Source organism: Rhizobium sp. N621, assembly GCF_001664325.1.
Lineage (GTDB): Bacteria > Pseudomonadota > Alphaproteobacteria > Rhizobiales > Rhizobiaceae > Rhizobium > Rhizobium esperanzae.
Genome location: NZ_CP013495.1, coordinates 828,435 through 848,502, shown reverse-complemented (window position 1 = coordinate 848,502; position 20,068 = coordinate 828,435). Strand labels below are relative to the sequence as shown.

The following is a 20,068-nucleotide window of genomic DNA, read 5'->3' as shown; positions in this document are numbered from 1 at the left end:
TTGTGGGGGAGATGTCCGGCAGGACAGAGGGGGGTAACTCGCGCGCAGAGCCATCTTATCGCTCACCCCATCTTCCCCGGATTAAAAATCCCCGCCGGATCGAACTTTTCCTTCACCCGCCGCGACAGCATCGCCACCGCCTCCGGCTCCGGATGAAAGGCAGCCGTTGCCGCCCTCGCCACCGCCGACGCGCGGATCAGCGTCGCATGGCCACCGCCGAGCGCCTTGATGAAGCGGCGGACCAGCTCCGCTTCGGGGTCTGCCTCCATCCTCATCCAGACGAGACCGCCCTGCCAGTCGTAGAAGGCATCGACGCCGGCTTCGAGGCGAAGTGCCGCGACCAGCTGATGGCCGGTTCCTGGGGCGACCGAGACGCGCCAGACCGGCCGCGTCGTGCCGTCGGCATAGGGCAGCACGTCGCGAATCTCCTGCCAGAGCCTGCGGCTTTCCGGCTCATCCAGCCGTGTCACCGTGGCAAAGGCCGACATCGCCGCCGCAAGTTTTTCGATGCGCACGTCGACCGAACCGGGCAGGCCTTCGACGCGCAGAACCGTCGCCTCGCCCTCGGGCAATTTGCCGGCAAGGAATTTCCAGGTCACCGTCAGCGGCAGATGCGCGGCACTGGAGACCTCGACCGGCAGCGCCATCGCCGCCGCCATGGCATTGGCCGCTTCGGCATCGTTGAGGCCGGACAGAACCAGCGTCTGTTCGGTCTTCGGGCGCGGCGGCACGCGGAAGGTGACTTCGGTGAGAAAACCCAGCGTGCCGTGCGAGCCGGCGATCAGCTTGACGAGATCGAGGCCGGTGACGTTCTTCATCACCCGGCCGCCGGCCTTGATGATCTCGCCCCTGCCGTTGACGAAGCGCACGCCGAGCAGGCTGTCGCGGGCGGCCCCCGCAATGAGGCGGCGCGGGCCGGAAACATTGGCGGCAAAGACGCCGCCGATCGTCGGCTCGCCCGACCTGCGCATGACTGGGCGATGATCCATCGGCTCGAAGGCAAGCATCTGGCCACCTTCGGACAGGGCCGCCTCGACTTCCGCAAGCGGCGTACCCGAGCGAGCTGTCATGACCATCTCGCCGGGATTGTAGGCGACGATGCCGGAAAGCCTGGTCGATCGCAGCCGGTCTTCTGATGCAACGGCATTGCCGAAACCCGAGCGCGTATCACCGCCACAGACAGCGAGCGGCCGGTTCGTCTCCGCATGTGCTAGGACGATCGCCGCCGCCTGTTCCTCTCTTGTCGGCATCAGGTCGATCATGCGGCAGGGCGCCCTTCGAGCGGGAAGACCTTCGACGGGTTGAGGAGCCAGCCGGGATCAAAGGCGGCGCGCACCGCCATCTGCTGGGCGAGATCGGCCTTGGAATACTGATGGCGCATCAGGTCGCGCTTTTCGATGCCGACGCCGTGTTCGCCGGTGAGGCAGCCGCCGGCGTCGACGCAGAGCTTGAGGATATCGTTGCCGGCGGCTTCTGCGCGGGCGGCATCCTCGGGGTCATTGGCATTGAAGAGGATGAGCGGATGCATGTTGCCGTCGCCGGCATGAAAGACGTTCGCGACCCTCAGGCCATAGTGATCGACGATCTCAGTGGTCTTCTTCAGCACATAAGAAAGCTGGCTGAGCGGCACGGTGCCGTCCATGCAGATATAGTCGGCGATGCGGCCGGTGGCGCCGAAGGCGGATTTGCGCCCCTTCCAGATCAGCGCCGCTTCAATAGCCGACTGGCATTCACGCACGGTCTTTACAGCATGGCGGCGGGCGATCTCGACGATGTCTTTTAGGGTGGCGTCCATTTCGGCTTCCGAACCCTCGACCTCTACGATCAGCAGCGCCCCGACATCGAGGGGGTAGCCGGCATGGGCGAAGGCCTCGCAGATCTCGATTGCCGGCTTGTCCATGAATTCGATGGCAACCGGGATGATGCCGGCGGCGATGACATCGGCGACGCAGGCGCCCGCCTCTTCCGAACTCTCGAAGCCGAAGAGCACCGGGCGCGCACCTTCGGGCTTGGCGATCAGCCGCACGGTCGCTTCGGTGACGATGCCGAGCTGGCCTTCATGGCCGCAGACGAGGCCGAGCAGATCGTAACCCGCCGCATCCAGCGCCTTGCCGCCGAGCTCGATCACCGTGCCGTCGACCAGCACCATTCTGACGCCGAGCAGATTGTTGGTGGTGACGCCATATTTCAGGCAGTGGGCGCCGCCGGAATTCATGCCGATATTGCCGCCGATCGTGCAGGCGAGCTGCGAACTCGGATCAGGCGCATAGAAAAAGCCGTCGGCCGAGACGGATTCGGAGATGTTGAGATTGGTGACACCGGCCTGAACCACTGCGACACGGTTCGGCAGATCGATTTCGAGAATACTGTTCATCTTCGACAGGCCGAGCACAACGGCATCCTCCTGCGGAATGGCGCCGCCGGACAGCGAGGTGCCGGCGCCGCGCGGCACCACGGGAATACCGTAACGATGGCAATAACGCATGACGGCTGCCACCTCGGCCGTGGTGCGCGGCAGGGCAACGGCGAGCGGCAGGCGGCGGTAGGACACGAAGGCGTCGGTTTCGAATGGCACCAGCTCGCGCGCCTCATGAACCAGGCATTCCGGCGGCAGAAGATCGGTGAGATCGGCAACGATCCGGGCGCGGCGCGCCAGCACATCGGCGCGCGGGGCGAGAAACGGAATGGCGTCGGACATGGTGTCCTCCCTGACCCTGACGACCGGAAATCACAGCGGCAAGATGACAGCGGGACGGGCCGCCAGCCTCTGCCGCCGGTGAACCGGCTTAGCACTTTCCCGAAACTGGCGCAAATGCTAAGCACTTATGCCAAAAGGGGAAAAAGTTGAAAACCTTATGACCAATCTGGGCGATCTCGAAATCTTTGCCAAGGTCGTTTCGACGGGAAGCATGTCGCTGGCCGGGCGGGCGCTCGGCTTCTCGCCTGCGGTCGTCTCCAAGCGGATCAAGCGGCTGGAGGACCGGCTCGGCACCCGGCTTCTGCAGCGCACGACGCGGCAGATCTCGCTGACGGAAGCCGGACAGGGTTTTTACGACCGCGTTCTCGGCATTCTCGCCGGGTTGGAGGAGGCCGAATTCTACATTTCCGGCCGCTCGGCGCAGATGCACGGCACGCTGAAGATCTCGGCGCCGACCTCGTTCGGCCGCATGCATATCGCGCCGCATCTGACGGCGTTCATGCAGGCGCACCCGGCGCTTGCGATCAACCTTGTGCTGACCGACGAATTCAGCGACATCATCGGCGGCGGTTTCGATCTGGCGATCCGGATTGCCGAACTGACCGATTCCAGCCTCGTCGCCCGGCGGCTGGCGCCGGTGCGCCGGCTGCTCTGCGCTTCGCCGGATTACCTGGCCGCGCATGGCGAGCCCAGGCATATCGACGACCTGAAACACCATCGCTGCCTGCCGGCGCACAACAACGATACCTGGCGGCTGACCGGGCCGGATGGCGCCCTCAGCCTGCGGCCCGACGGCATGCTGATCACCAATTCCAGCGAGGTGATCCGCGAGGCTGTCATATCAGGCCTCGGGATCGCGCTGCGCTCCACCTGGGATATCGGCGAGGAACTCAAGGCCGGCCGCTTGGTGCAGGTGCTGCCCGCCTATGAGGGCTCGCACAATGTCACGCTTTCGGCCGTCTATCCCAGCCGACAGTTCCTGCCGGCCAAGGTGCGGCTGTTCATCGACTATCTCACCGAGCTGTACGGGCCGGTTCCCTATTGGGAGCGCTGACAGCACCTCACGTCAACGCGAAGGACCGAGACGGGCGTTTGCACGTTGGGCCGATGTCGGCCACGCCACCGGCGAGGGGACGCACGGTTCTCCAAATCTGAAATCCCGGTGGAACAAACGGCCCCGCCATTGATTTGGAGGCACGCCGGGATCATATTGTACACCTGTGCAACGCGACGCGTTCGAGACAGGAGGTGACGGTTTTTCGAGCCTGCCCCAGCTCGATTTCCTTATGAAACAGGGAGAAACAAATCGCGTTCGGATCATGCCGCAAATTTTGGCTTGCGCAAGCTTTCCGTGATACAAGATATATGAGCGATTCCTAACATCAACGACAAAGGTGAGCCGACAATTGACCCTTCTCGCCCGACTGGCATCCGATGTGCAACTGATGTTCCGGCGCCCGCCGCGACAGCAATATGGTGCGCTCTGCTATCGAGTGGGGGACGGTGATAAGCTCGAGGTTCTCCTGATGACGAGCCGCGATACCGGCCGCTGGGTCATTCCCAAGGGCTGGCCGATGAACGGCAAATGTGCGCACGAAGTCGCCGCACAGGAGGCCATGGAAGAAGCCGGGGTCAAGGGTTCAGTCGAAATGGAGACGCTTGGCGCCTACAGCTATCCCAAGGTGCTCCGGGATGGGGTGCGTGTATCTTGCAAGGTGCAAGTCTATCCGCTTGAAGTCACCGGCATCGCGAAAAATTTCAAGGAAAAGGGTGAACGCACCATCGAATGGGTTTCGTTCGACGAAGCGGCCGCCCGCGTGCGCGAACCGGAGCTGCGCCACCTGTTCCTCGCCTTCAAGCGAAAGCTGACCGACAGGCTTTCTGCCAAAGCGGCGAAGCAAATCCCGGCGGAATGAATCCTGCCATCTTGCACTGCTAGAAAGGCAGCGTAGAAGCAGATTCATCCTTGGGAAAAAGAATGCCACCACGCCCTGCCGTCCTCACGAAACGCACACTCGACAAGGACCTCGACAGGATCACTCATGTCGAGGACGTGGCCAAGCATGTGTTGCGACGACTGGTGGCGCCCGGGCTTGGGCTGATCTTCGTCGGCCTGACCATGCTCTTTGCCGGTGTCTATGTGTTCGACCGCCCAGGAGCCATGCTCGTCGTGGCGGCGGCGGCCCTTGCCGGCTACATGGCGATGAATATCGGCGCCAATGACGTCACCAACAATGTCGGCGCGGCCGTCGGTGCGCGCGCCATGACGATGGGCCAAGCGCTCGTCATCGCCGCGATTTTCGAAGTCCTCGGCGCCACGATCGCCGGCGGCGAGGTGGTCAAGACGATCTCCTCCAACATCGTCGATGCCGTAGAGGTGCCGGAGGCAATACTCGGCTGGATCATGATGGCGGCGCTGATGGCCGCCGCCCTCTGGATCAACCTCGCCACCTGGATGAATGCGCCGGTTTCCACCACCCATGCGATCGTGGGTGCAGTGATCGGCGCCGGCATCTCGGCCGTCGGGACGGAGCCGGTGAACTGGCGGGTCATGCTGGAGATCACCTCGAGCTGGATCACTTCGCCGTTGATCGGTGGATTGATTGCCGCCGGCCTGCTCTACCTCGTCAAGACGCTCATCATCTATCGCGACGACAAGATCGCGGCGGCACGACTCTGGGTGCCGGTGCTGGTCGCGGCGATGGCCGGCGCCTTCATGGCCTATATGGTGCTGCAGCTCTCGCCTCCGGGCCGGTTCCCGCCCTTCACCGTCATTCTGATCGGTATCGGGATCGGGCTGGTCAGCTGGCTTGCGGCTCGGCCACTCGTTCTCGCGCAAGCGCGGGATCTTGAAAACCGCAACAGCTCACTGCGGGCGCTATTCCGGCTGCCGCTGATCGGCTCTGCGGCGCTGCTGTCCTTCGCGCATGGCGCAAACGACGTTTCGAACGCGGTCGGGCCGCTGTCGGCGATCGTCCATTCGGCCGGCATCGGCGGCGACGGCGGCGTGGGCCATCCGCCCCTCTGGGTAATGCTGATCGGCGCCCTCGGCATCTCCGTCGGCCTGCTGCTGTTCGGGCCGCGCCTCATCCGCCTCGTCGGCGAGGAGATCACCAAGCTCAACCCGATGCGCGCCTACTGCGTCGCACTGTCGACCGCTTTCACCGTCATCGTCGCCTCCTGGCTCGGCCTGCCGGTCAGCACCACGCATATCGCCGTCGGCGCCGTGTTCGGCGTCGGCTTCTTCCGCGAATGGTACACCCGCCGTTCGAAGCGCCGCATCGCCTATATCAGGCGCAAGGCCGACAGCTGGGAACTGGATGAACCGGAGGAGCCGAACATTCATGAAAGGCGGCGGCGCTATCTCGTGCGCCGTTCGCATTTCATGACAATCATCGCGGCCTGGATCATCACTGTACCGGTTTCGGGAGCGCTTGCGGCGATGATTTATTGGGTTATGTTCGCGCTCTTTGTCTGAAACCTCAGGTTTTTCGAATGCGCGCCAATTTCCGCATGCAACGGCTTTTCGTCGAAGCGCCGCTTTCCAGCGGCGCCGTCGTGGAGGCGAATGCCGATCAGTTCAACTATCTCGCCAATGTGCTGAGGATGGAGAAAGCTGCGGAGATCCTGCTCTTCAACGGCCGTGACGGCGAGTGGAAGGCCTCCCTCGCCTTCCCCACACGCAAACGCATCCAGCTGACGGTAACCGAGCAGACGCGGCCACAGCCGGCGCCTTGCGACCTGCATTATCTCTTCGCGCCGCTCAAAATCGGGCGCATGGATTATCTCGTGCAGAAGGCGGTCGAAATGGGAGCAGGCCTGCTGCAGCCAGTCATGACCCAGCACGTGCAGGGCAAAATCACCAATCTCGACAAGCTGCGCGCCAATGTCGTCGAGGCGGCGGAGCAATGCGGCGTTCTCGGCATCCCTGCCGTGGCCGAACCGGTGAGACTTTCCGATCTGCTCGACCATTGGCCGAGCGAGCGGCGCATCATCTATTGCGACGAGGGCGATGCCGGGCAAAACCCGCTGCCGGTGCTGGCAACCATTCAGGAAAGGCATCTCGCTCTGCTCGTCGGGCCGGAAGGCGGCTTTTCGGAAGACGAGCGGGCGCGGCTTCGAAGCCTCGATTTCGTTACCGCCATTCCGCTCGGGCCGCGCATCCTCAGGGCCGATACGGCGGCCGTTGCGGCGCTGGCGGTGGTCCAGGCGACGATCGGCGACTGGACGTGACTGCGAAAACGGGTTGACGCGGAAATCACTGCTGTTTTTTTGATGCGTCGTTGAAAGAATTTCACTTGCAACATACGTGGCTTGGGTCCTAATCACCTTCCAATTGCCCGGCCCCCTGGGCGCCTTTCGAATACAGGTACCCCGCATGGCCCGCGACACCACCGACCAGACGCCGCTCTCTTCGGTCCAGGAATTGACCGATTACATCGCCGCGGGCAACAAGCCGCGGGAGCGCTTCCGGATCGGCACCGAACATGAGAAGTTCGCCTTCTTCCGCGCCGACAACAGCCCGGTTCCCTATTTCGGCGATGCCAGCATCTCCGCCCTGCTTACCGGCCTGCAGAAAAAGAGCGGCTGGGAGCCGATCCTGGACGGCGGCAACATCATCGGCCTTGCCGAACAGAACGGCATGGGCGCGATCTCGATCGAACCCGGCGGCCAGTTCGAACTCTCCGGCGCGCCGCTGGAGACGATCCACCAGACCTGCCGGGAATCGAACCAGCACCTGGCGACGTTGCGCGAGATCGCCGAACCGATGGGGATCCGTTTCCTCGGGATCGGCGGCAGTCCGAAATGGACCTATGCGCAAACGCCGCAAATGCCGAAATCGCGCTACGAGATCATGACCCGCTATATGCCGAAGGTCGGCACCAAGGGCCTCGACATGATGTACCGCACCTGCACGATCCAGGTGAATCTCGATTTCTCCTCGGAAGCCGACATGCGCCAGAAGATGCGTGTCTCGATGAAGCTGCAATCCTTGGCGACCGCGCTCTTTGCCTCCTCGCCCTTCACCGAGGGCAAGCCGAACGGTTTGCTCTCCTGGCGCGGCGATATCTGGCGCGATGTCGACAACCAGCGCTCCGGCCTGCTCGACTTCACCTTCCGCGACGATTTCGGCTTCCGCGACTATGCCGAATGGGCGCTCGACGTGCCGATGTATTTCATCGTCCGTGACGGGCGCTATCACGACTGTACGCACGTCACCTTCCGCCAGTTCATGAACGGCGCCTTGAAGGGCGAGGTCGCCGATCCCTCGCCGACGATGGGCGACTGGACCAATCATCTTTCGACACTCTTCCCTGATGTGCGGCTGAAACGCTTCCTCGAAATGCGCGGCGCCGACGGCGGCCCGTGGCGGCGCATCTGCGCCTTGCCGGCCTTCTGGGTCGGCCTGCTCTATGAAGATGCGGCGCTCGAGGCCGCCGACGAGCTGACGAAGGATTGGAGCTTTGCCGAGGTCAGCGCCCTGCGCAACGCCGTTCCGGCCGAAGGGTTGCAGGCTGAATTCCGCGGGCACGCGCTGCTCGAGATGGCCCGCGAGGTGGTCGGCATATCGAAGGCCGGCCTCAAAGCGCGCGGCAAGCTCAACGGCGAAGGCCAGGACGAAAGCATCTTCCTTGCGCCGCTCGACGAGGTGCTTGCCAAGAAGGCGACGCTCGCCGAGGATCTGCTTTCGCTCTATCACGGCCGCTGGCAGGGTTCCGTCGAACCGGTCTTCGAGGACTATCAGTACTGAGATCGTCCTAAACGCCTCTAGCAAAAAGCCGTTTGCGCATTACCATTTCCGGATATAGTGACGTCAAAACGCGTCACGACTCGGGGAAAGGGACCTCCATGCTGCCACTCTTCGACATGATGATGCAGGCGCAGAACGGCGCGGCGATGGAGGCGGTCGCCCGGCAATTCAACCTGGCGCAGGAACAGGCGACCAAGGCGATGGCGGCGCTGATGCCGGCCTTTTCCGCCGGCCTGAAGCGCAGCACCGGCAATCCTTACGATTTCGTCGGGCTGATGCAGGCCGTCGCCTCCGGCAATTATGCGCGATATTTCGAGGATATGAGCCGAGCCTTCACGCCGGAGGGCATTTCCGACGGCAACAACATTCTTGCCCAGCTGTTCGGCTCGAAAGAGGTTTCGCGTGCGGTTGCCGCCCAGGCGGCGCAGATGACCGGCATCGGCCAGGATATTTACAAGCAGATGCTGCCGGTGCTGGCCGACACACTGATGGGCGGCCTGTTCAAACAGACGACCGGCCAGATGGCTTCGCCGCTCAATCCCTTTGTCAACACAGCAATGGGCGAGACCATTCAGAAATGGCTCGAGAGCACCGGCTTTGCGCCGAAGCCGAAGGCGGCACCGGAACCGAACATCTTTGACAATCCCTTCACACAGGCGATGCAGCTGATGTTCTCGGTGCCGAAACAGGAACCGGCGCCGCAGCCGAATCCCTTCCTCGACAATCCCTTCGCCAAGGCTTTCCAGGAGATGATGACCGGGCTCCAGCAGCCGGCGGCCAAACAACCAGTGGCCAAGCAATCGGCGGCCAAGACGCCGGAAGCGCCAGAGGAAGAGGCGAAAGCCGCTGCCGAGAGCTATACCGGCATGCTGAACGTCATGTTCGACAGCGGACTTGAGGTGCAGAAGAGCTACCAGAGGAACCTGGAGGCGATTTTCGAAACCTACCGGCCGAAGCCCTCCCCTGACACCAAGACATAAAAAGACCCGGCGATGGCTGGGAAAGCCGATCACCGGGTCAAGCGGCAGGGCTATTGGCTATCACCCTGCGGGGAAACGCGACTCCTACTCCTCGTGGGAGCGGAAGAGCTGCAGGCGCCAGCGATTGCGCGCCGAGCGCGTCAGATGTTCCGACGGATCCTCGAAAAAGGTCGAGGCCAGGAACGCCGAGGTCAGGTCGGCCCTGGTGAGGCCGATATCCCTCAGCTGACTGTCGTTCAGATCATGCAGCCCGTTGACCTCCATTCGATTGCGAAACCCGCGAAAGAGGGAGACCAGCGGAGCGAGGCCTGCCACCAGACGCTGGAAAAGCGTCGGGGTCAGCTTGCTGCAGTCGAGTTCTAGTGTTCGGTCTGTCGTGTGCATCGAACTCTCCTTTCTCGGGCACGCAACAACCCACCCCTCCCGCGAGGTCGTGCGAGAGGGGATAAGGCTGAATTCTGCTTGGGCAGGCAGGGTGTCTGCCCTTCACTTTGCTTGATTTGCACCCCGAAGATGCCAAAGACCTATTGATCAGTCCAACGAATGTTTCTAATGATTATCATCAGCTATCTTTATAGGTGAATCCATGTCCGCGCCTCTTGATCTCGACCAGTTGCAGACTTTCATCGCCATCGTCGATTCCGGCAGCTTCACCAAGGCCGCCGACAGGGTCTACAAGACCCAATCCGCCGTCTCCATGCAGATGCGCCGTCTCGAAGAGCGCATCGGCAAGCAGCTGTTCATCAAGGACGGCCGCGGCAACCGGCTGACGGTCGAGGGTGAAAAACTGCTCAATTACGCCCGGCGCATTATCCGCCTCAACAATGAGGCGATCGCCGCCTTTGACGACAACAGGCTGGAGGGGACGCTGCGCATCGGCACGCCGGACGATTACGCCGACCGCTATATGCCTGAAATCATCGGCCGTTTTGCCAAGACGCATCCGAATGTCGAGCTTTACATCGTCTGCGAACCGTCGATGGACCTTGCCGAGCGCATGCACAAGGGCGAGCTCGATATCGCCCTTGTCACCCACAATCCGCGCGAGCGCATGTCCGATGTGGTGAGAACCGAGCCGCTCTGCTGGGTCGGCTCGGCCAACCATCAGATCCGCGACGACGCACCGGTGCCGCTTGCCGTCGGCCGCCGCGACTGCCAGTGGCGCCAGCTCGCCTGCTCGGCGCTCGATGCCGTCGGCCGCGAGCACCAGATCCTCTTCACCAGCTGGTCCTGCACCGTCGTCGCTGCGGCCGTGCTTGCCGGCATGGCGGTGTCGGTGATGCCGGAATCGGCGCTGCGCACGGGCATGAAGGTGCTGAGCCAGGCCGACGGTTTCCCGGCGCTGCCGCCGGTGCAGATCGGCATCATGAAGCGGCCGGGCGTCTCGCTGTCGCTGATGAACGCAATCACGGCCCATATCACTGCCTGCCTCGACAACATCACGCCGGCTGTCGTCGACGACGGCCTGGACGCGGATGTCAAATCCGCCCAGGCGCGCCTTTATCCGCGGCTGAAGGCTGCGAATATGGTGCCGAGCTGGTAGGAAAGGCTCTACGCGGCGCTCGACGCGCTCGCGGCAAAAAGGGAAGCGCGGATGACGCGTTTCCACTCGCCGAGCATGCTCCGCGCTATGGTCTCCTCGCTGACGGCGGCGAGCCGGATGACGGCGCCGATCAGGTGGCTGAAAAGGTAAGTGCGCGCGAACATTTTCTCGTCGCAAAGGTCGGGAGCCAACCTGCGTACAGCGTCATCAAAGATACCGGCGACGCGACCGCTGTGCTCGATATTCAGCCGAAGCAGATCCTGATCGGTCTCGGTTCCCATCCAGACGCCGAGATAGACGGGATCGCCGCGATAGGATTCGTAATACCAGTCGATGGTGGCGCAGACGACATCGAGGGCCTGGTCGAGTGACTGCACGTCGCTGAACATCGCCGCCGTCTTCGCCTGGATCGTCGAAGCGTGCTGGTCGAACAGGGCTTTGACGATCGCCGCCTTCTCCGGGAAATACTGGTAAACCGAGCCGATCGGCACCTTGGCGGCGACCGCGAGCTCCGTCATCCGCATGGCGCTGACGCCCTTTTGGGCGATTATTTTGGCGGCGGCAGCGAGGATAAGATCCAGCCTCTGGATGCTACGCTCCTGCTTCGGCTTCCTGCGCAAGCCGATGCGATCCATGCTTTCCGCGCCCATGTCGTTCCCATTCTTATTGTTTCGCGGCGGAGGCTATCTGCCACCACCGCGTCGAGCGGATATGACATGCAGGCCTTCATCAGCGGTAAATGGAAAAGCTCGCATTTTAACGATCGGCAAACGTCTGGAAAATCGGGCTTCTGGACCACATTACCCTGATTGACTGGCACGCGAAAAACGTCAATTGGTTGTAAAATCCAGCGAGCTGCTGCCTGCGCACATCAGCGTCAGCCCACCGCCATCCAGATGGCGAGCCAACCCCACATGGCTGCAAGCACCAGATAACCGGCAGCGAAGATCGGGCTGCGATAGCGGAGATCATTGCTGGTGACGTGAACGGCGGCGTGGGCATAACGCAGGGCGACGAAGACCCAGGCGAGGCCGACGGAGACAAGATTATCGGCCTCGGTGACATAGAGAAGAACACAGCAGGCATAGAAGAGCACAGGCAATTCGAACTGGTTGGCGAGGCAGTTCTTGACCACAAGGCTTTCGGCGGGTTCGTCACGATTTTCGCGATAATCCAATTGCTCTATCTTGCCGGCGCGGACCATTTTCGCGCGCCGCATGCCCAGAAGCGCATAAAGACCATAGACCAGGGCCACATGGGCGAGGAGTGGCCAGAAGATTTGATAGCCGGTCATATGCCTCGTTAAGTCCTTTCCGCATTTGCAATCTTTCGAGCAATAGCCGAAAGCGGAACTGGATACCACGCGGCCTTAAATCGCAGAGACAGAGGGCGCAAGCCCCTCAGTCTTCGCCCGGAGAGAGCCAACGGGCGATGACAAGCCGGGTGGCGACGATGAAGCAGATAGCGAGACTTGCGAATTTCAACCGCGTCATCCATGGCAGCAGGTGCATTGCAAGGTCTGCGGACGCGCCGTTGCCGAAGGCGATCAAGCTGGAAATGTTCTCGCCGTAGTCGGAGATGCCGTAGATGAAAGGCAGCAGATAGATTGCCTTGGCTATGAGCGGATGAAGCGGCCGGCCGAACCACGAGCCGATGGGGCCAAGCCTGAGGAAAACAAGGAACAGCAGTGCCGTCAGCAATGCCGGAAAGATCAGCTCCGGCCCGAAATACATGGCGTTGAGCAACTTGGCTGCCGTCTCGTTCTCATCGAGCAGCTTCTGCATGTGGAAGACGGCCGATTCGTCGTAGCCGGCGAAATAGGTGTCGAGCACCGCCTGCCCGGTTTCGTGCTTGAAGGGCACGACGAAGCCGAAGGTCGTCCAGGCGAGCACGGCAAGGCAGAGGGCGGCGAGCAGCGCGACGGTCCAGAGGGGAATTGCGCTGCCCGCCTTCATGATCAGAGGCCGGCGCCCGGATAGTTCGGGCTCTCGCGGGTGATCGTTACGTCATGAGCGTGGCTTTCGCGAAGGCCGGCGCCGGAGATGCGCACGAAGGTGGCGCGCTCCTGGAAATCCTTCAGGTCCTTGCCGCCGACATAACCCATGGCCGCCTTGAGACCGCCGGCGAGCTGGTGGACGACGGCCGAGACCGGTCCCTTGTAGGGCACCTGGCCCTCGATGCCCTCCGGGACGAGCTTCAGCGTGTCGCGCACCTCGGCCTGGAAATAGCGATCGGCCGAGCCACGGGCCATGGCGCCCACGGAGCCCATGCCACGATAGGCCTTGAAGGAACGGCCCTGGTAGAGATAGACCTCGCCCGGGCTCTCATCAGTGCCGGCGAGCAGCGAGCCGATCATGACGGCGGAGGCACCGGCGGCGATCGCCTTGGCAAGGTCGCCGGAGAATTTGATGCCGCCGTCGGCGATCACGGGCACATCCTGATCCTGGGCGGCCTGGACGGCCGACATAATGGCGGCGAGCTGGGGAACGCCGACGCCGGCGACAATGCGCGTGGTGCAGATCGAGCCCGGGCCGATACCGACCTTGACGGCATCGGCGCCGGCATCGATCAGCGCTCGGGTGCCGTCATAGGTGGCCACGTTGCCGGCCATGATGCGCACCGAGTTGGAAAGCTTCTTGACGCGGGCGACGGCATCGAGAACGCGCTGCGAATGGCCGTGGGCGGTATCGACGACCAGGAGGTCGACGCCTGCCTCGATCAGGCGCTCGGCGCGCTCGAAGCCGTCATCGCCGACGCTGATGGCGGCGGCGGCGCGAAGCCTGCCCTGGGCATCCTTGGAGGCGTTCGGGTTCAGCTGCGACTTCTCGATATCCTTGACGGTGATGAGACCGACACAGCGGCCTTCGGCATCGACGACCAGCAGCTTCTCGATGCGGTGCGAGTGCAGCAGGCGCTTGGCCTCCTGCTGATCGACGTTTTCCTTGACGGTGACCAGGTTGTCCTTGGTCATCAACTCATGGATTTTCTGCTCCGGATCGGAGGCGAAGCGGACGTCGCGGTTGGTGAGGATGCCGACGAGGCGGCCCGACTTCTCGACGACCGGGATGCCGGAAATGCCATGCGACTTCATCAGGGAGAGCGCTTCGGCAAGCTTCGCTTCCGGGCCGATGGTGACCGGATTGACGACCATGCCGCTTTCGAACTTCTTCACCTGGCGGACCTCTTCGGCCTGCTCGATCGGCGTCAGGTTGCGATGGATGACGCCGAGGCCGCCGGCCTGGGCCATGGCGATCGCCAGCCGGCTCTCGGTGACCGTATCCATGGCCGAAGAGAGGATCGGGATGTTGAGGTCAAAGTCGCGGGCGATGCGGGTGGCGATATTCGTCTGGCCGGGCATGACCTCGGAATGGCCGGGCTGCAGCAGCACGTCGTCGAAGGTAAGCGCGTCCGCGCCGGTTGCCGTTTCAATGATGCGGGCCATGGCCAAATTCCTTCAGTTAAGAAAATGCAACCCGGCCCGGAAACGAATCGTCCGCCCCGGCGGTGTGCATGAGTTGCTTGGAAGTTGGCGAGGGCTGGTAACACGTCTATGACAGGAAGGAAATAGCAAAAAGCCCGGCGTGGCCGCCAGGCTCGTCATGGGAGCCATGCATCAAAAGCGCATCGCGTCAAACTTCATTCATGCGATGCGCTTTAGCTCTTTGTTTTTACGCATGTCGTTATCCCGGAACCGCTGCACACTTCCGGGCGACATGCGTAGATCAAATGTCGAACTGATAGGTCTTCGGCACGAAGCGGTAACCGCCATCCTGCTTCTCGGCGAAACCGACCGCGGGGAACGGCATGTGATAGCCGAGGAAGGCGATCTTGTCGGTCGCGATCATGTCGAAAACCTTGCGGCGGCTGGCTGCCGCCTGCGCCTTGTCCATATCGAAGCGCACTTCCCAATCCGGGCGCAGCAGCGACAGAATATAGTGGTTGGCCGTATCGCCGGTCAGCACCAGGCGCTTGCCCTCGGATTCCACATGGAACACCATATGGCCCGGGCTGTGGCCGGCGGCCAGCATCGCTGTCATGCCGGGTGCAACGCTGTCCCCGTCCTTGATAAAGGTGGCTTTTTCGACGAGCGGCGTCACGTTGGCGAGCACGGCCTTGTGGCCGCCTTCGGCGGGCGTGCCTTCGCGTGATTTGTTCGACCAGAAATCATATTCGGCCTGGCCGATGACATAGCGGGCATTCTTGAAGGCGGCTGCGCCATTTTCCATCAGACCGCCGATATGATCGCCGTGCAGATGGGTGAGCGCCACGAGGGTGACGTCGTCCGCCGAGTATCCTGCAGTTTTCAGGCTTTCGGCAAGCCGGCCGGCGCCGCGCGCCCGCCCCGCTGCACCGAAACCGGTATCGACAAGAATGACATCCGAGCCGGTATCGATGAGGGCAGGCGTATAGCCGCTCAGGAACTTGTCGGCCGGCAGGAAGTTTGCGGTCAGCAATGCCTTGACCGTTTCGGGATCCTGATTGGTGCCATAGGTTTCATAGGGTTTTTCGGAGATGTTGATGCCATCGCGCACCACGGTGAATTTATAGGAACCGAGCTTGAATTGATCGATCTCGGGCAAAGGCACTGCATTCATATTGCTTTCTCCAGTCGCGGCCGCCACGGCCTTCTCTCTTAAAATCACCGGCGCCGCCATCAGCCCGAGGCCTGCGGCAAAAAACGTGCGCCGCTTTATTGGCGTTGAAATTGCCATATCCACTCCCGATGCGCGGTGTCATTGCGCTGCCCCCGACGATATGCCCGCCCGGATTTCCTGCGTCGGGCGAGGTGAACATAGGTCAATCTTGATAGGGAAGGATGTCGGGCAAGCCATCTCACGCAGACGTGAACCAAACGTGCCATCGAAGCAGATTGAAGGATTGGCAGGTCCGGGAAGTGGGTCTACACAGCAAATGCCTTTCCTGCTCCGATCCGCAGCCTATCAAGGCTCCCGCCTATGAACCGAATCGTCCCGCTGATCCTTGCCGTCGCTCTCTTCATGGAGCAGATGGACTCCACCGTGATTTCGACGGCGCTGCCGGCAATTGCCAGGGATCTCGATGTCGGGCCGATCACGCTGAAGCTGGCGCTGACCTCCTACATGGTGGCGCTGGCGGTGTTCATCCCGGTCAGCGGCTGGATGGCCGACAGGTTCGGCGCCAAGAAGATCTTCCGCCTTGCCATCTCGGTTTTCGTCATCGGTTCCATCTTCTGCGCCGTCTCCTCCAATCTCGTCGAATTCGTCTTCGCTCGCTTCTTGCAAGGCATGGGCGGCGCGATGATGACGCCGGTCGGCCGTCTCGTCCTGGTGCGCACCACGCAGCGCAGCGACCTCGTCTCGGCCATGGCGCTGCTCACCATTCCCGCCCTTGTCGGCCCGCTCACCGGTCCGCCGCTCGGAGGCTTCATCACCACCTATTTCAGCTGGCATTGGATCTTCCTGATCAACGTGCCGGTCGGCATCATCGGCATCTGGCTTGCGACGATCTTCCTGCCGGAGGTGGAGGCGATGGCGCCGCCGAAGCTCGACTTCACCGGCTTCGTGCTCACCTCGCTTTCAGCCGCGGGTGTCGTCTTCGGCCTGTCGGTGGTCAGCCTGCCGGCCCTGCCGCCGATCATCGGCATCACCGCGACCTTGATCGGCCTTGCCTGCGGCGTCCTCTATATCAGCCATGCGAAGCGCCACCCAGCGCCGATCCTCAACCTCAACCTGTTCAAAAATCCGACGTTCCGGGCTTCGACCATGGGCGGCAATCTCTTTCGAATCTGCGTCGGCGCCATGCCGTTCCTGACACCGCTGATGCTGCAGCTCGGCTTCGGGCTGACGCCGTTCCAATCCGGCCTCATTACCTTTGCCGGGGCGATCGGGGCGATCACCACGAAATTCATGGCCAAGCGCGTTTTCGCGGCCACCGGCTTTCGCACGACATTGGTCGGCGCCGCCATGGTGACGACGCTTGTGACCGTCATCACCGGCTTCTTCACGCCGGCAACGCCGCATCTCGTGATCATCAGCGTGCTGCTGCTCGGCGGCTTCTCCCGCTCCTTCATGTTCACCGGCGTCAATGCACTTGCCTTCGCCGACATCGAAGATGCGCAGGCGAGCCAAGCGACATCGATGAGCTCGGTGATGCAGCAGATCAGCCTGGCGCTCGGCGTCGCGGTGGCGGCCGCAATATTGGAGACCTCGATCTATATCAGAGGTGAGGCGCTTGATGTGGCCGATTTCCACCTGGCTTTCTACATCATCGCCGGGCTGACGGTGATTGCGACCATTCCCTTCATCCGCATGGACCGTAACGCCGGCGCGCTCGTTTCCGGCCACCGCTCGAGACGCGTGGCGGCATCTGCGATCGAGGCCGAGCAGCAAGCAGTCAAATGAGCTCCTATCCAGGGCTCTCGCAGACGGCAGAGAGTTTGTTGCCGTCGAGATCTCTAATATAGGCGGCATAGAAATGGGCATGATAGGGACGCAGACCCGGCCCGCCTTCATCGGCGGCGCCTGCCGCGATTGCCGCCGCATGGAAAGCATCGACGGCCGCCCGCGTTCCGGCCGCAAACGCGACCATGGCGCCATTGCCCGCAGTCGCCCGGCGGCGGTTGAAGGGCGTCACCACCCAAAAGCGGCAGCGCGTATCGCCCTCGGCCGAATAGCCGATCTCGTCCTGCGAATAATGTTGGCGGCGATAGCCGAGCACGGGCAGAACGGCATCATAAAAATGCCCTGCGCGGTCAAGGTCGTTGGTTCCGAGCGTGACGTAAAGAAGCATGGGACGTCATCATCTGCCGGGATCTGCCCGAGATCAAGCCTGCTCTGCGTCAGCTTCCGCCTTGCGGCCTTTGAATCCCTTGGCGAGCAGGAACATCTCGACCGATTCGGCACGCGAGGAGTTCGGCTTCACGTGGACGACCTGCCGGAAGTTCTGCTTCAGCATGGCAAGCAGATCACGCTCGGTGCCGCCCTGGAAGGTCTTGGTGAGGAAATGCCCGCCCTCGCCCAGCACCTCGATGGCGAAATGGGCCGCGACCTCGCACAGATGCATGGTGCGCAGATGATCGGTGCGGTGATGGCCGGTGGTCGGCGCCGCCATATCGGAGATGACAAGATCGGGCGTGCCGCCGACAGCCTCCATCAGCTTTTCCGGTGCACTGGGATCGAGGAAATCGAGCTGCAGGATTTTGACGCCGGGAAGCTGGGCCATTTCGAGGAAATCGATCGCGGCCACACGCACGTCCTCATCGGTCGAGCCGGTAACCTTGGCGGCGATCTGCGACCAGCTGCCGGGAGCCGCGCCCAGATCGATGATGCGCCTGGCGCCGCGCAGGATGTGGTATTTCTCATCGATCTCCAACAGCTTGAAGGCAGCGCGGGCACGATAGCCTTCGAGCTGGGCGCGCTGCACATAGGGATCGTTGATGTGGCGCTGCAGCCATTGGCGGGAGGATGCCTTCATCTTCTTGTTCTTGACGCGCTGGCCGAGCTTGCGGCCGGTGCGGTTTCCCGCGATCGGTGCCTTTGTCATGCCCTTCCCCTTATTTCGCCCGCTGGCCGCGGCGGTTGCGATGGCGCCGCCACACGCCGTCATCGGCCATCATGTCGGTGAGCAGACCTTCCCTCAAGCCGCGATCGGCAACGCGCATGCGCGGGCTCGGCCAGCGACGGCGGATCGCCTCGAGAATGGCGCAGCCGGCAAGCACCAGATCGGCCCGGTCCGGCCCGATGCAGGGATTGGCCGCACGGCTTTCGAAATCCCAGGAGAGAAGCTTCGCCTGCATGGCGGAGACCTCGTCATCCGAGAGCCAGATGCCATCGACCTTGCGTCGGTCATAACGCGGCAGGTCGAGATGGACGCCGGCAAGCGTCGTCACCGTGCCCGAGGTGCCGATCAGGTGGAAATCGCCGGTCCCAGCGATCTCGATCTCTGGGCAATCGAAGCGTCCGAGCATGGCTTCGACCTCGCGCACCATGCCCTCGAAAAGTTCCGGTGTGACGTCGCGCCCCCCGTGACGCTCCGACAGCGTCACGACTCCGACCGGCAGCGAGGTCCAGTGGGTGATGTGGTTGGCAAGCCGGCTGAAGCGATTATCGCCGATGCGGATGACGGCGATCTCCGACGAGCCGCCGCCAATATCGAAGAGGACAACGGAACGGGTCTCGCGGCCGACGAGGGAGGAGCAACCGGAAACGGCAAGCCGCGCCTCGGTCTCCCGGTCGATGATCTCAAGCTCCAGGCCGGTTTCGGCGACGACGCGGCCGAGGAATTCCTCGCCGTTGACCGCCTGGCGGCAGGCTTCGGTGGCGATCAGCCGCATGCGGCGGATCTCCCGGTTTCTGAGTTTGCCGGCGCAGATCCTGAGCGCCTCGATCGCCCTTTCCATCGCCTCGTCGGACAGACGGCCGCTGGCGGCAAGACCCTCGCCGAGGCGCACGATGCGGGAAAAGGCATCGACGACGCGGAACTGACCCGGCCGGGTCGGCTGGGCTATGAGCAGACGGCAATTGTTGGTACCGAGATCGAGCGCGGCATAAAGCTCTTCCGGCCATGCATGCTCGCCGGCCTGACGATCCCCCTGGTGACCGTTGCTCTCCTGGCGTCCTTTGCGGCCAGCGGGCGCGCCGTTCTGCATCTCGCGCGGAACAGCACTGCGCGCCGTCTCTTCGACGCGGTTTTCCTGCAGCGGGAGATGGGAGGGCTTTGCCGACGACAGCGGCCGGCCCTGCAGCCCGCGCTTGCCGCGATGCTTCCGGCGGTTGCGCCGGCTCGATGCCTGTTCACTGCCGGGACGGGCGGCATTGACTGCCGCGTCCTGTTCCACCTTCTGGCTTTGAACTGAACTATCCTGTGAAGCGCTTTGACCGCCGCGACGGCGGCGCTTTCGCTTGCGAGCCGGATGTCCGGCCGCATCTTCCATGGGGCGCGCAGGCTGCCCGGCACCGCCGGGGAACTCATGCGAAGCGGGATGAGCGGCGCTGCGGGTCTGCCCGCCACGCTTGCCCTTGCGACGCCTGGACTTCTTGCCGTCCCTGCGCCCTGCCGCCGACGCCCCGTCAAATTGCGGCTTCGCGCCGCCTTCGGGGTCTTCCACGTTGTTTTCC

At 62.7% G+C, this 20,068-nt stretch carries 19 protein-coding genes; 8 read left to right on the top strand and 11 right to left on the bottom strand.

The genetic code is table 11. From position 1 onward, the window contains the following. Positions 1–62: 62 nt before the first annotated feature. Together glcE and AMK00_RS04130 are read right to left on the bottom strand one after the other, a co-directional pair. Entirely contained in the window at positions 63–1,262 is a 1,200-nt protein-coding gene (glcE, locus tag AMK00_RS04135; protein ID WP_064809662.1) for a glycolate oxidase subunit GlcE, read from the bottom strand. After that, a complete protein-coding gene (locus AMK00_RS04130) occupies positions 1,259–2,698 on the bottom strand; it encodes an FAD-linked oxidase C-terminal domain-containing protein (protein WP_064809661.1) in 1,440 nt (479 codons plus the stop codon). Before AMK00_RS04130 ends, glcE begins: the two co-directional genes overlap by 4 nt. Before the next feature lie 157 nt (positions 2,699–2,855). On the opposite strand from AMK00_RS04130, the gene AMK00_RS04125 reads away from it, so the two are divergent. The 6 genes from AMK00_RS04125 (at position 2,856) to AMK00_RS04100 (ending at position 9,430) form a co-directional block, all read left to right on the top strand. Further along, the gene (locus AMK00_RS04125) at positions 2,856–3,752 is read left to right on the top strand and encodes a LysR family transcriptional regulator (RefSeq protein WP_064809660.1); all 897 of its coding nucleotides are present in this window, start codon (positions 2,856–2,858) and stop codon (positions 3,750–3,752) included. Positions 3,753–4,104: 352 nt separating this feature from the next. Further along, the gene (locus AMK00_RS04120; RefSeq protein WP_064809659.1) at positions 4,105–4,614 is read left to right on the top strand and encodes an NUDIX hydrolase; all 510 of its coding nucleotides are present in this window, start codon (positions 4,105–4,107) and stop codon (positions 4,612–4,614) included. Positions 4,615–4,676: 62 nt separating this feature from the next. After that, the gene (locus AMK00_RS04115) at positions 4,677–6,176 is read left to right on the top strand and encodes an inorganic phosphate transporter (protein ID WP_064809658.1); all 1,500 of its coding nucleotides are present in this window, start codon (positions 4,677–4,679) and stop codon (positions 6,174–6,176) included. 17 nt (positions 6,177–6,193) lie between these two features. Then, entirely contained in the window at positions 6,194–6,931 is a 738-nt protein-coding gene (locus AMK00_RS04110; protein ID WP_064809657.1) for a 16S rRNA (uracil(1498)-N(3))-methyltransferase, read from the top strand. A gap of 145 nt (positions 6,932–7,076) precedes the next feature. After that, positions 7,077–8,450 (top strand): glutamate--cysteine ligase, encoded by a 1,374-nt coding sequence (locus AMK00_RS04105; protein WP_064809656.1) that lies wholly within the window; start codon positions 7,077–7,079, stop codon positions 8,448–8,450. Between the two features lie 98 nt (positions 8,451–8,548). Then, a complete protein-coding gene (locus AMK00_RS04100) occupies positions 8,549–9,430 on the top strand; it encodes a DUF937 domain-containing protein (RefSeq protein WP_064809655.1) in 882 nt (293 codons plus the stop codon). 84 nt (positions 9,431–9,514) lie between these two features. On the opposite strand, the gene AMK00_RS04095 is transcribed toward AMK00_RS04100, so the two are convergent. Beyond that, entirely contained in the window at positions 9,515–9,814 is a 300-nt protein-coding gene (locus tag AMK00_RS04095) for a DUF1127 domain-containing protein (protein ID WP_010032235.1), read from the bottom strand. 202 nt (positions 9,815–10,016) lie between these two features. Here AMK00_RS04095 and AMK00_RS04090 point away from each other — a divergent pair, with 202 nt between their 5' ends. Continuing rightward, entirely contained in the window at positions 10,017–10,973 is a 957-nt protein-coding gene (locus AMK00_RS04090) for a LysR substrate-binding domain-containing protein (protein WP_064809654.1), read from the top strand. A gap of 8 nt (positions 10,974–10,981) precedes the next feature. On the opposite strand, the gene AMK00_RS04085 is transcribed toward AMK00_RS04090, so the two are convergent. The 5 genes from AMK00_RS04085 to AMK00_RS04065 form a co-directional block, all read right to left on the bottom strand. Further along, positions 10,982–11,623, bottom strand: coding sequence for a TetR/AcrR family transcriptional regulator (locus AMK00_RS04085; protein WP_064809653.1), 642 nt, complete (start codon positions 11,621–11,623; stop codon positions 10,982–10,984). Between the two features lie 227 nt (positions 11,624–11,850). Further along, positions 11,851–12,267 (bottom strand): MAPEG family protein, encoded by a 417-nt coding sequence (locus tag AMK00_RS04080; RefSeq protein WP_064809652.1) that lies wholly within the window; start codon positions 12,265–12,267, stop codon positions 11,851–11,853. 106 nt (positions 12,268–12,373) lie between these two features. Then, positions 12,374–12,928, bottom strand: a complete 555-nt coding sequence (locus tag AMK00_RS04075) for a hypothetical protein (RefSeq protein WP_064809651.1) — start codon at positions 12,926–12,928, stop codon at positions 12,374–12,376. A gap of 2 nt (positions 12,929–12,930) precedes the next feature. Next, positions 12,931–14,415, bottom strand: a complete 1,485-nt coding sequence (gene guaB, locus AMK00_RS04070; protein ID WP_064800783.1) for an IMP dehydrogenase — start codon at positions 14,413–14,415, stop codon at positions 12,931–12,933. A gap of 280 nt (positions 14,416–14,695) precedes the next feature. Continuing rightward, positions 14,696–15,685, bottom strand: a complete 990-nt coding sequence (locus tag AMK00_RS04065) for an MBL fold metallo-hydrolase (RefSeq protein ID WP_064809650.1) — start codon at positions 15,683–15,685, stop codon at positions 14,696–14,698. A gap of 243 nt (positions 15,686–15,928) precedes the next feature. On the opposite strand from AMK00_RS04065, the gene AMK00_RS04060 reads away from it, so the two are divergent. Next, entirely contained in the window at positions 15,929–17,353 is a 1,425-nt protein-coding gene (locus AMK00_RS04060; protein WP_064800781.1) for a DHA2 family efflux MFS transporter permease subunit, read from the top strand. Positions 17,354–17,357: 4 nt separating this feature from the next. Here the strand turns inward: AMK00_RS04060 and AMK00_RS04055 are convergent, their stop codons facing one another. From AMK00_RS04055 to AMK00_RS04045, 3 genes are read right to left on the bottom strand one after another with little or no spacing between them, the layout of a single operon-like run. Then, positions 17,358–17,741, bottom strand: coding sequence for a VOC family protein (locus tag AMK00_RS04055; RefSeq protein ID WP_064800780.1), 384 nt, complete (start codon positions 17,739–17,741; stop codon positions 17,358–17,360). A gap of 33 nt (positions 17,742–17,774) precedes the next feature. Then, positions 17,775–18,494: an RlmE family RNA methyltransferase gene (locus AMK00_RS04050; protein WP_064800779.1), complete on the bottom strand. Its 720-nt coding sequence runs from the start codon at positions 18,492–18,494 to the stop codon at positions 17,775–17,777. Positions 18,495–18,504: 10 nt separating this feature from the next. Beyond that, positions 18,505–20,058, bottom strand: a complete 1,554-nt coding sequence (locus AMK00_RS04045) for a Ppx/GppA phosphatase family protein (protein WP_064811635.1) — start codon at positions 20,056–20,058, stop codon at positions 18,505–18,507. Between the last annotated feature and the right edge of the window lie 10 nt (positions 20,059–20,068).

Bases quoted from the DNA above. Each gene is read 5' to 3' on its own strand.
- AMK00_RS04115 (WP_064809658.1), top strand. From the start codon at position 4,677: ATGCCACCACGCCCTGCCGTCCTCACGAAACGCACACTCGACAAGGAC.
- AMK00_RS04100 (WP_064809655.1), top strand. From the start codon at position 8,549: ATGCTGCCACTCTTCGACATGATGATGCAGGCGCAGAACGGCGCGGCG.
- AMK00_RS04075 (WP_064809651.1), bottom strand. From the start codon at position 12,928: ATGAAGGCGGGCAGCGCAATTCCCCTCTGGACCGTCGCGCTGCTCGCC.
- AMK00_RS04055 (WP_064800780.1), bottom strand. From the start codon at position 17,741: ATGCTTCTTTACGTCACGCTCGGAACCAACGACCTTGACCGCGCAGGG.
- AMK00_RS04090 (WP_064809654.1), top strand. From the start codon at position 10,017: ATGTCCGCGCCTCTTGATCTCGACCAGTTGCAGACTTTCATCGCCATC.
- AMK00_RS04095 (WP_010032235.1), bottom strand. From the start codon at position 9,814: ATGCACACGACAGACCGAACACTAGAACTCGACTGCAGCAAGCTGACC.
- AMK00_RS04065 (WP_064809650.1), bottom strand. From the start codon at position 15,685: ATGGCAATTTCAACGCCAATAAAGCGGCGCACGTTTTTTGCCGCAGGC.
- AMK00_RS04130 (WP_064809661.1), bottom strand. From the start codon at position 2,698: ATGTCCGACGCCATTCCGTTTCTCGCCCCGCGCGCCGATGTGCTGGCG.
- AMK00_RS04125 (WP_064809660.1), top strand. From the start codon at position 2,856: ATGACCAATCTGGGCGATCTCGAAATCTTTGCCAAGGTCGTTTCGACG.
- AMK00_RS04105 (WP_064809656.1), top strand. From the start codon at position 7,077: ATGGCCCGCGACACCACCGACCAGACGCCGCTCTCTTCGGTCCAGGAA.
- AMK00_RS04085 (WP_064809653.1), bottom strand. From the start codon at position 11,623: ATGGGCGCGGAAAGCATGGATCGCATCGGCTTGCGCAGGAAGCCGAAG.
- AMK00_RS04050 (WP_064800779.1), bottom strand. From the start codon at position 18,494: ATGACAAAGGCACCGATCGCGGGAAACCGCACCGGCCGCAAGCTCGGC.
- guaB (WP_064800783.1), bottom strand. From the start codon at position 14,415: ATGGCCCGCATCATTGAAACGGCAACCGGCGCGGACGCGCTTACCTTC.
- glcE (WP_064809662.1), bottom strand. From the start codon at position 1,262: ATGATCGACCTGATGCCGACAAGAGAGGAACAGGCGGCGGCGATCGTC.
- AMK00_RS04110 (WP_064809657.1), top strand. From the start codon at position 6,194: ATGCGCGCCAATTTCCGCATGCAACGGCTTTTCGTCGAAGCGCCGCTT.
- AMK00_RS04080 (WP_064809652.1), bottom strand. From the start codon at position 12,267: ATGACCGGCTATCAAATCTTCTGGCCACTCCTCGCCCATGTGGCCCTG.
- AMK00_RS04060 (WP_064800781.1), top strand. From the start codon at position 15,929: ATGAACCGAATCGTCCCGCTGATCCTTGCCGTCGCTCTCTTCATGGAG.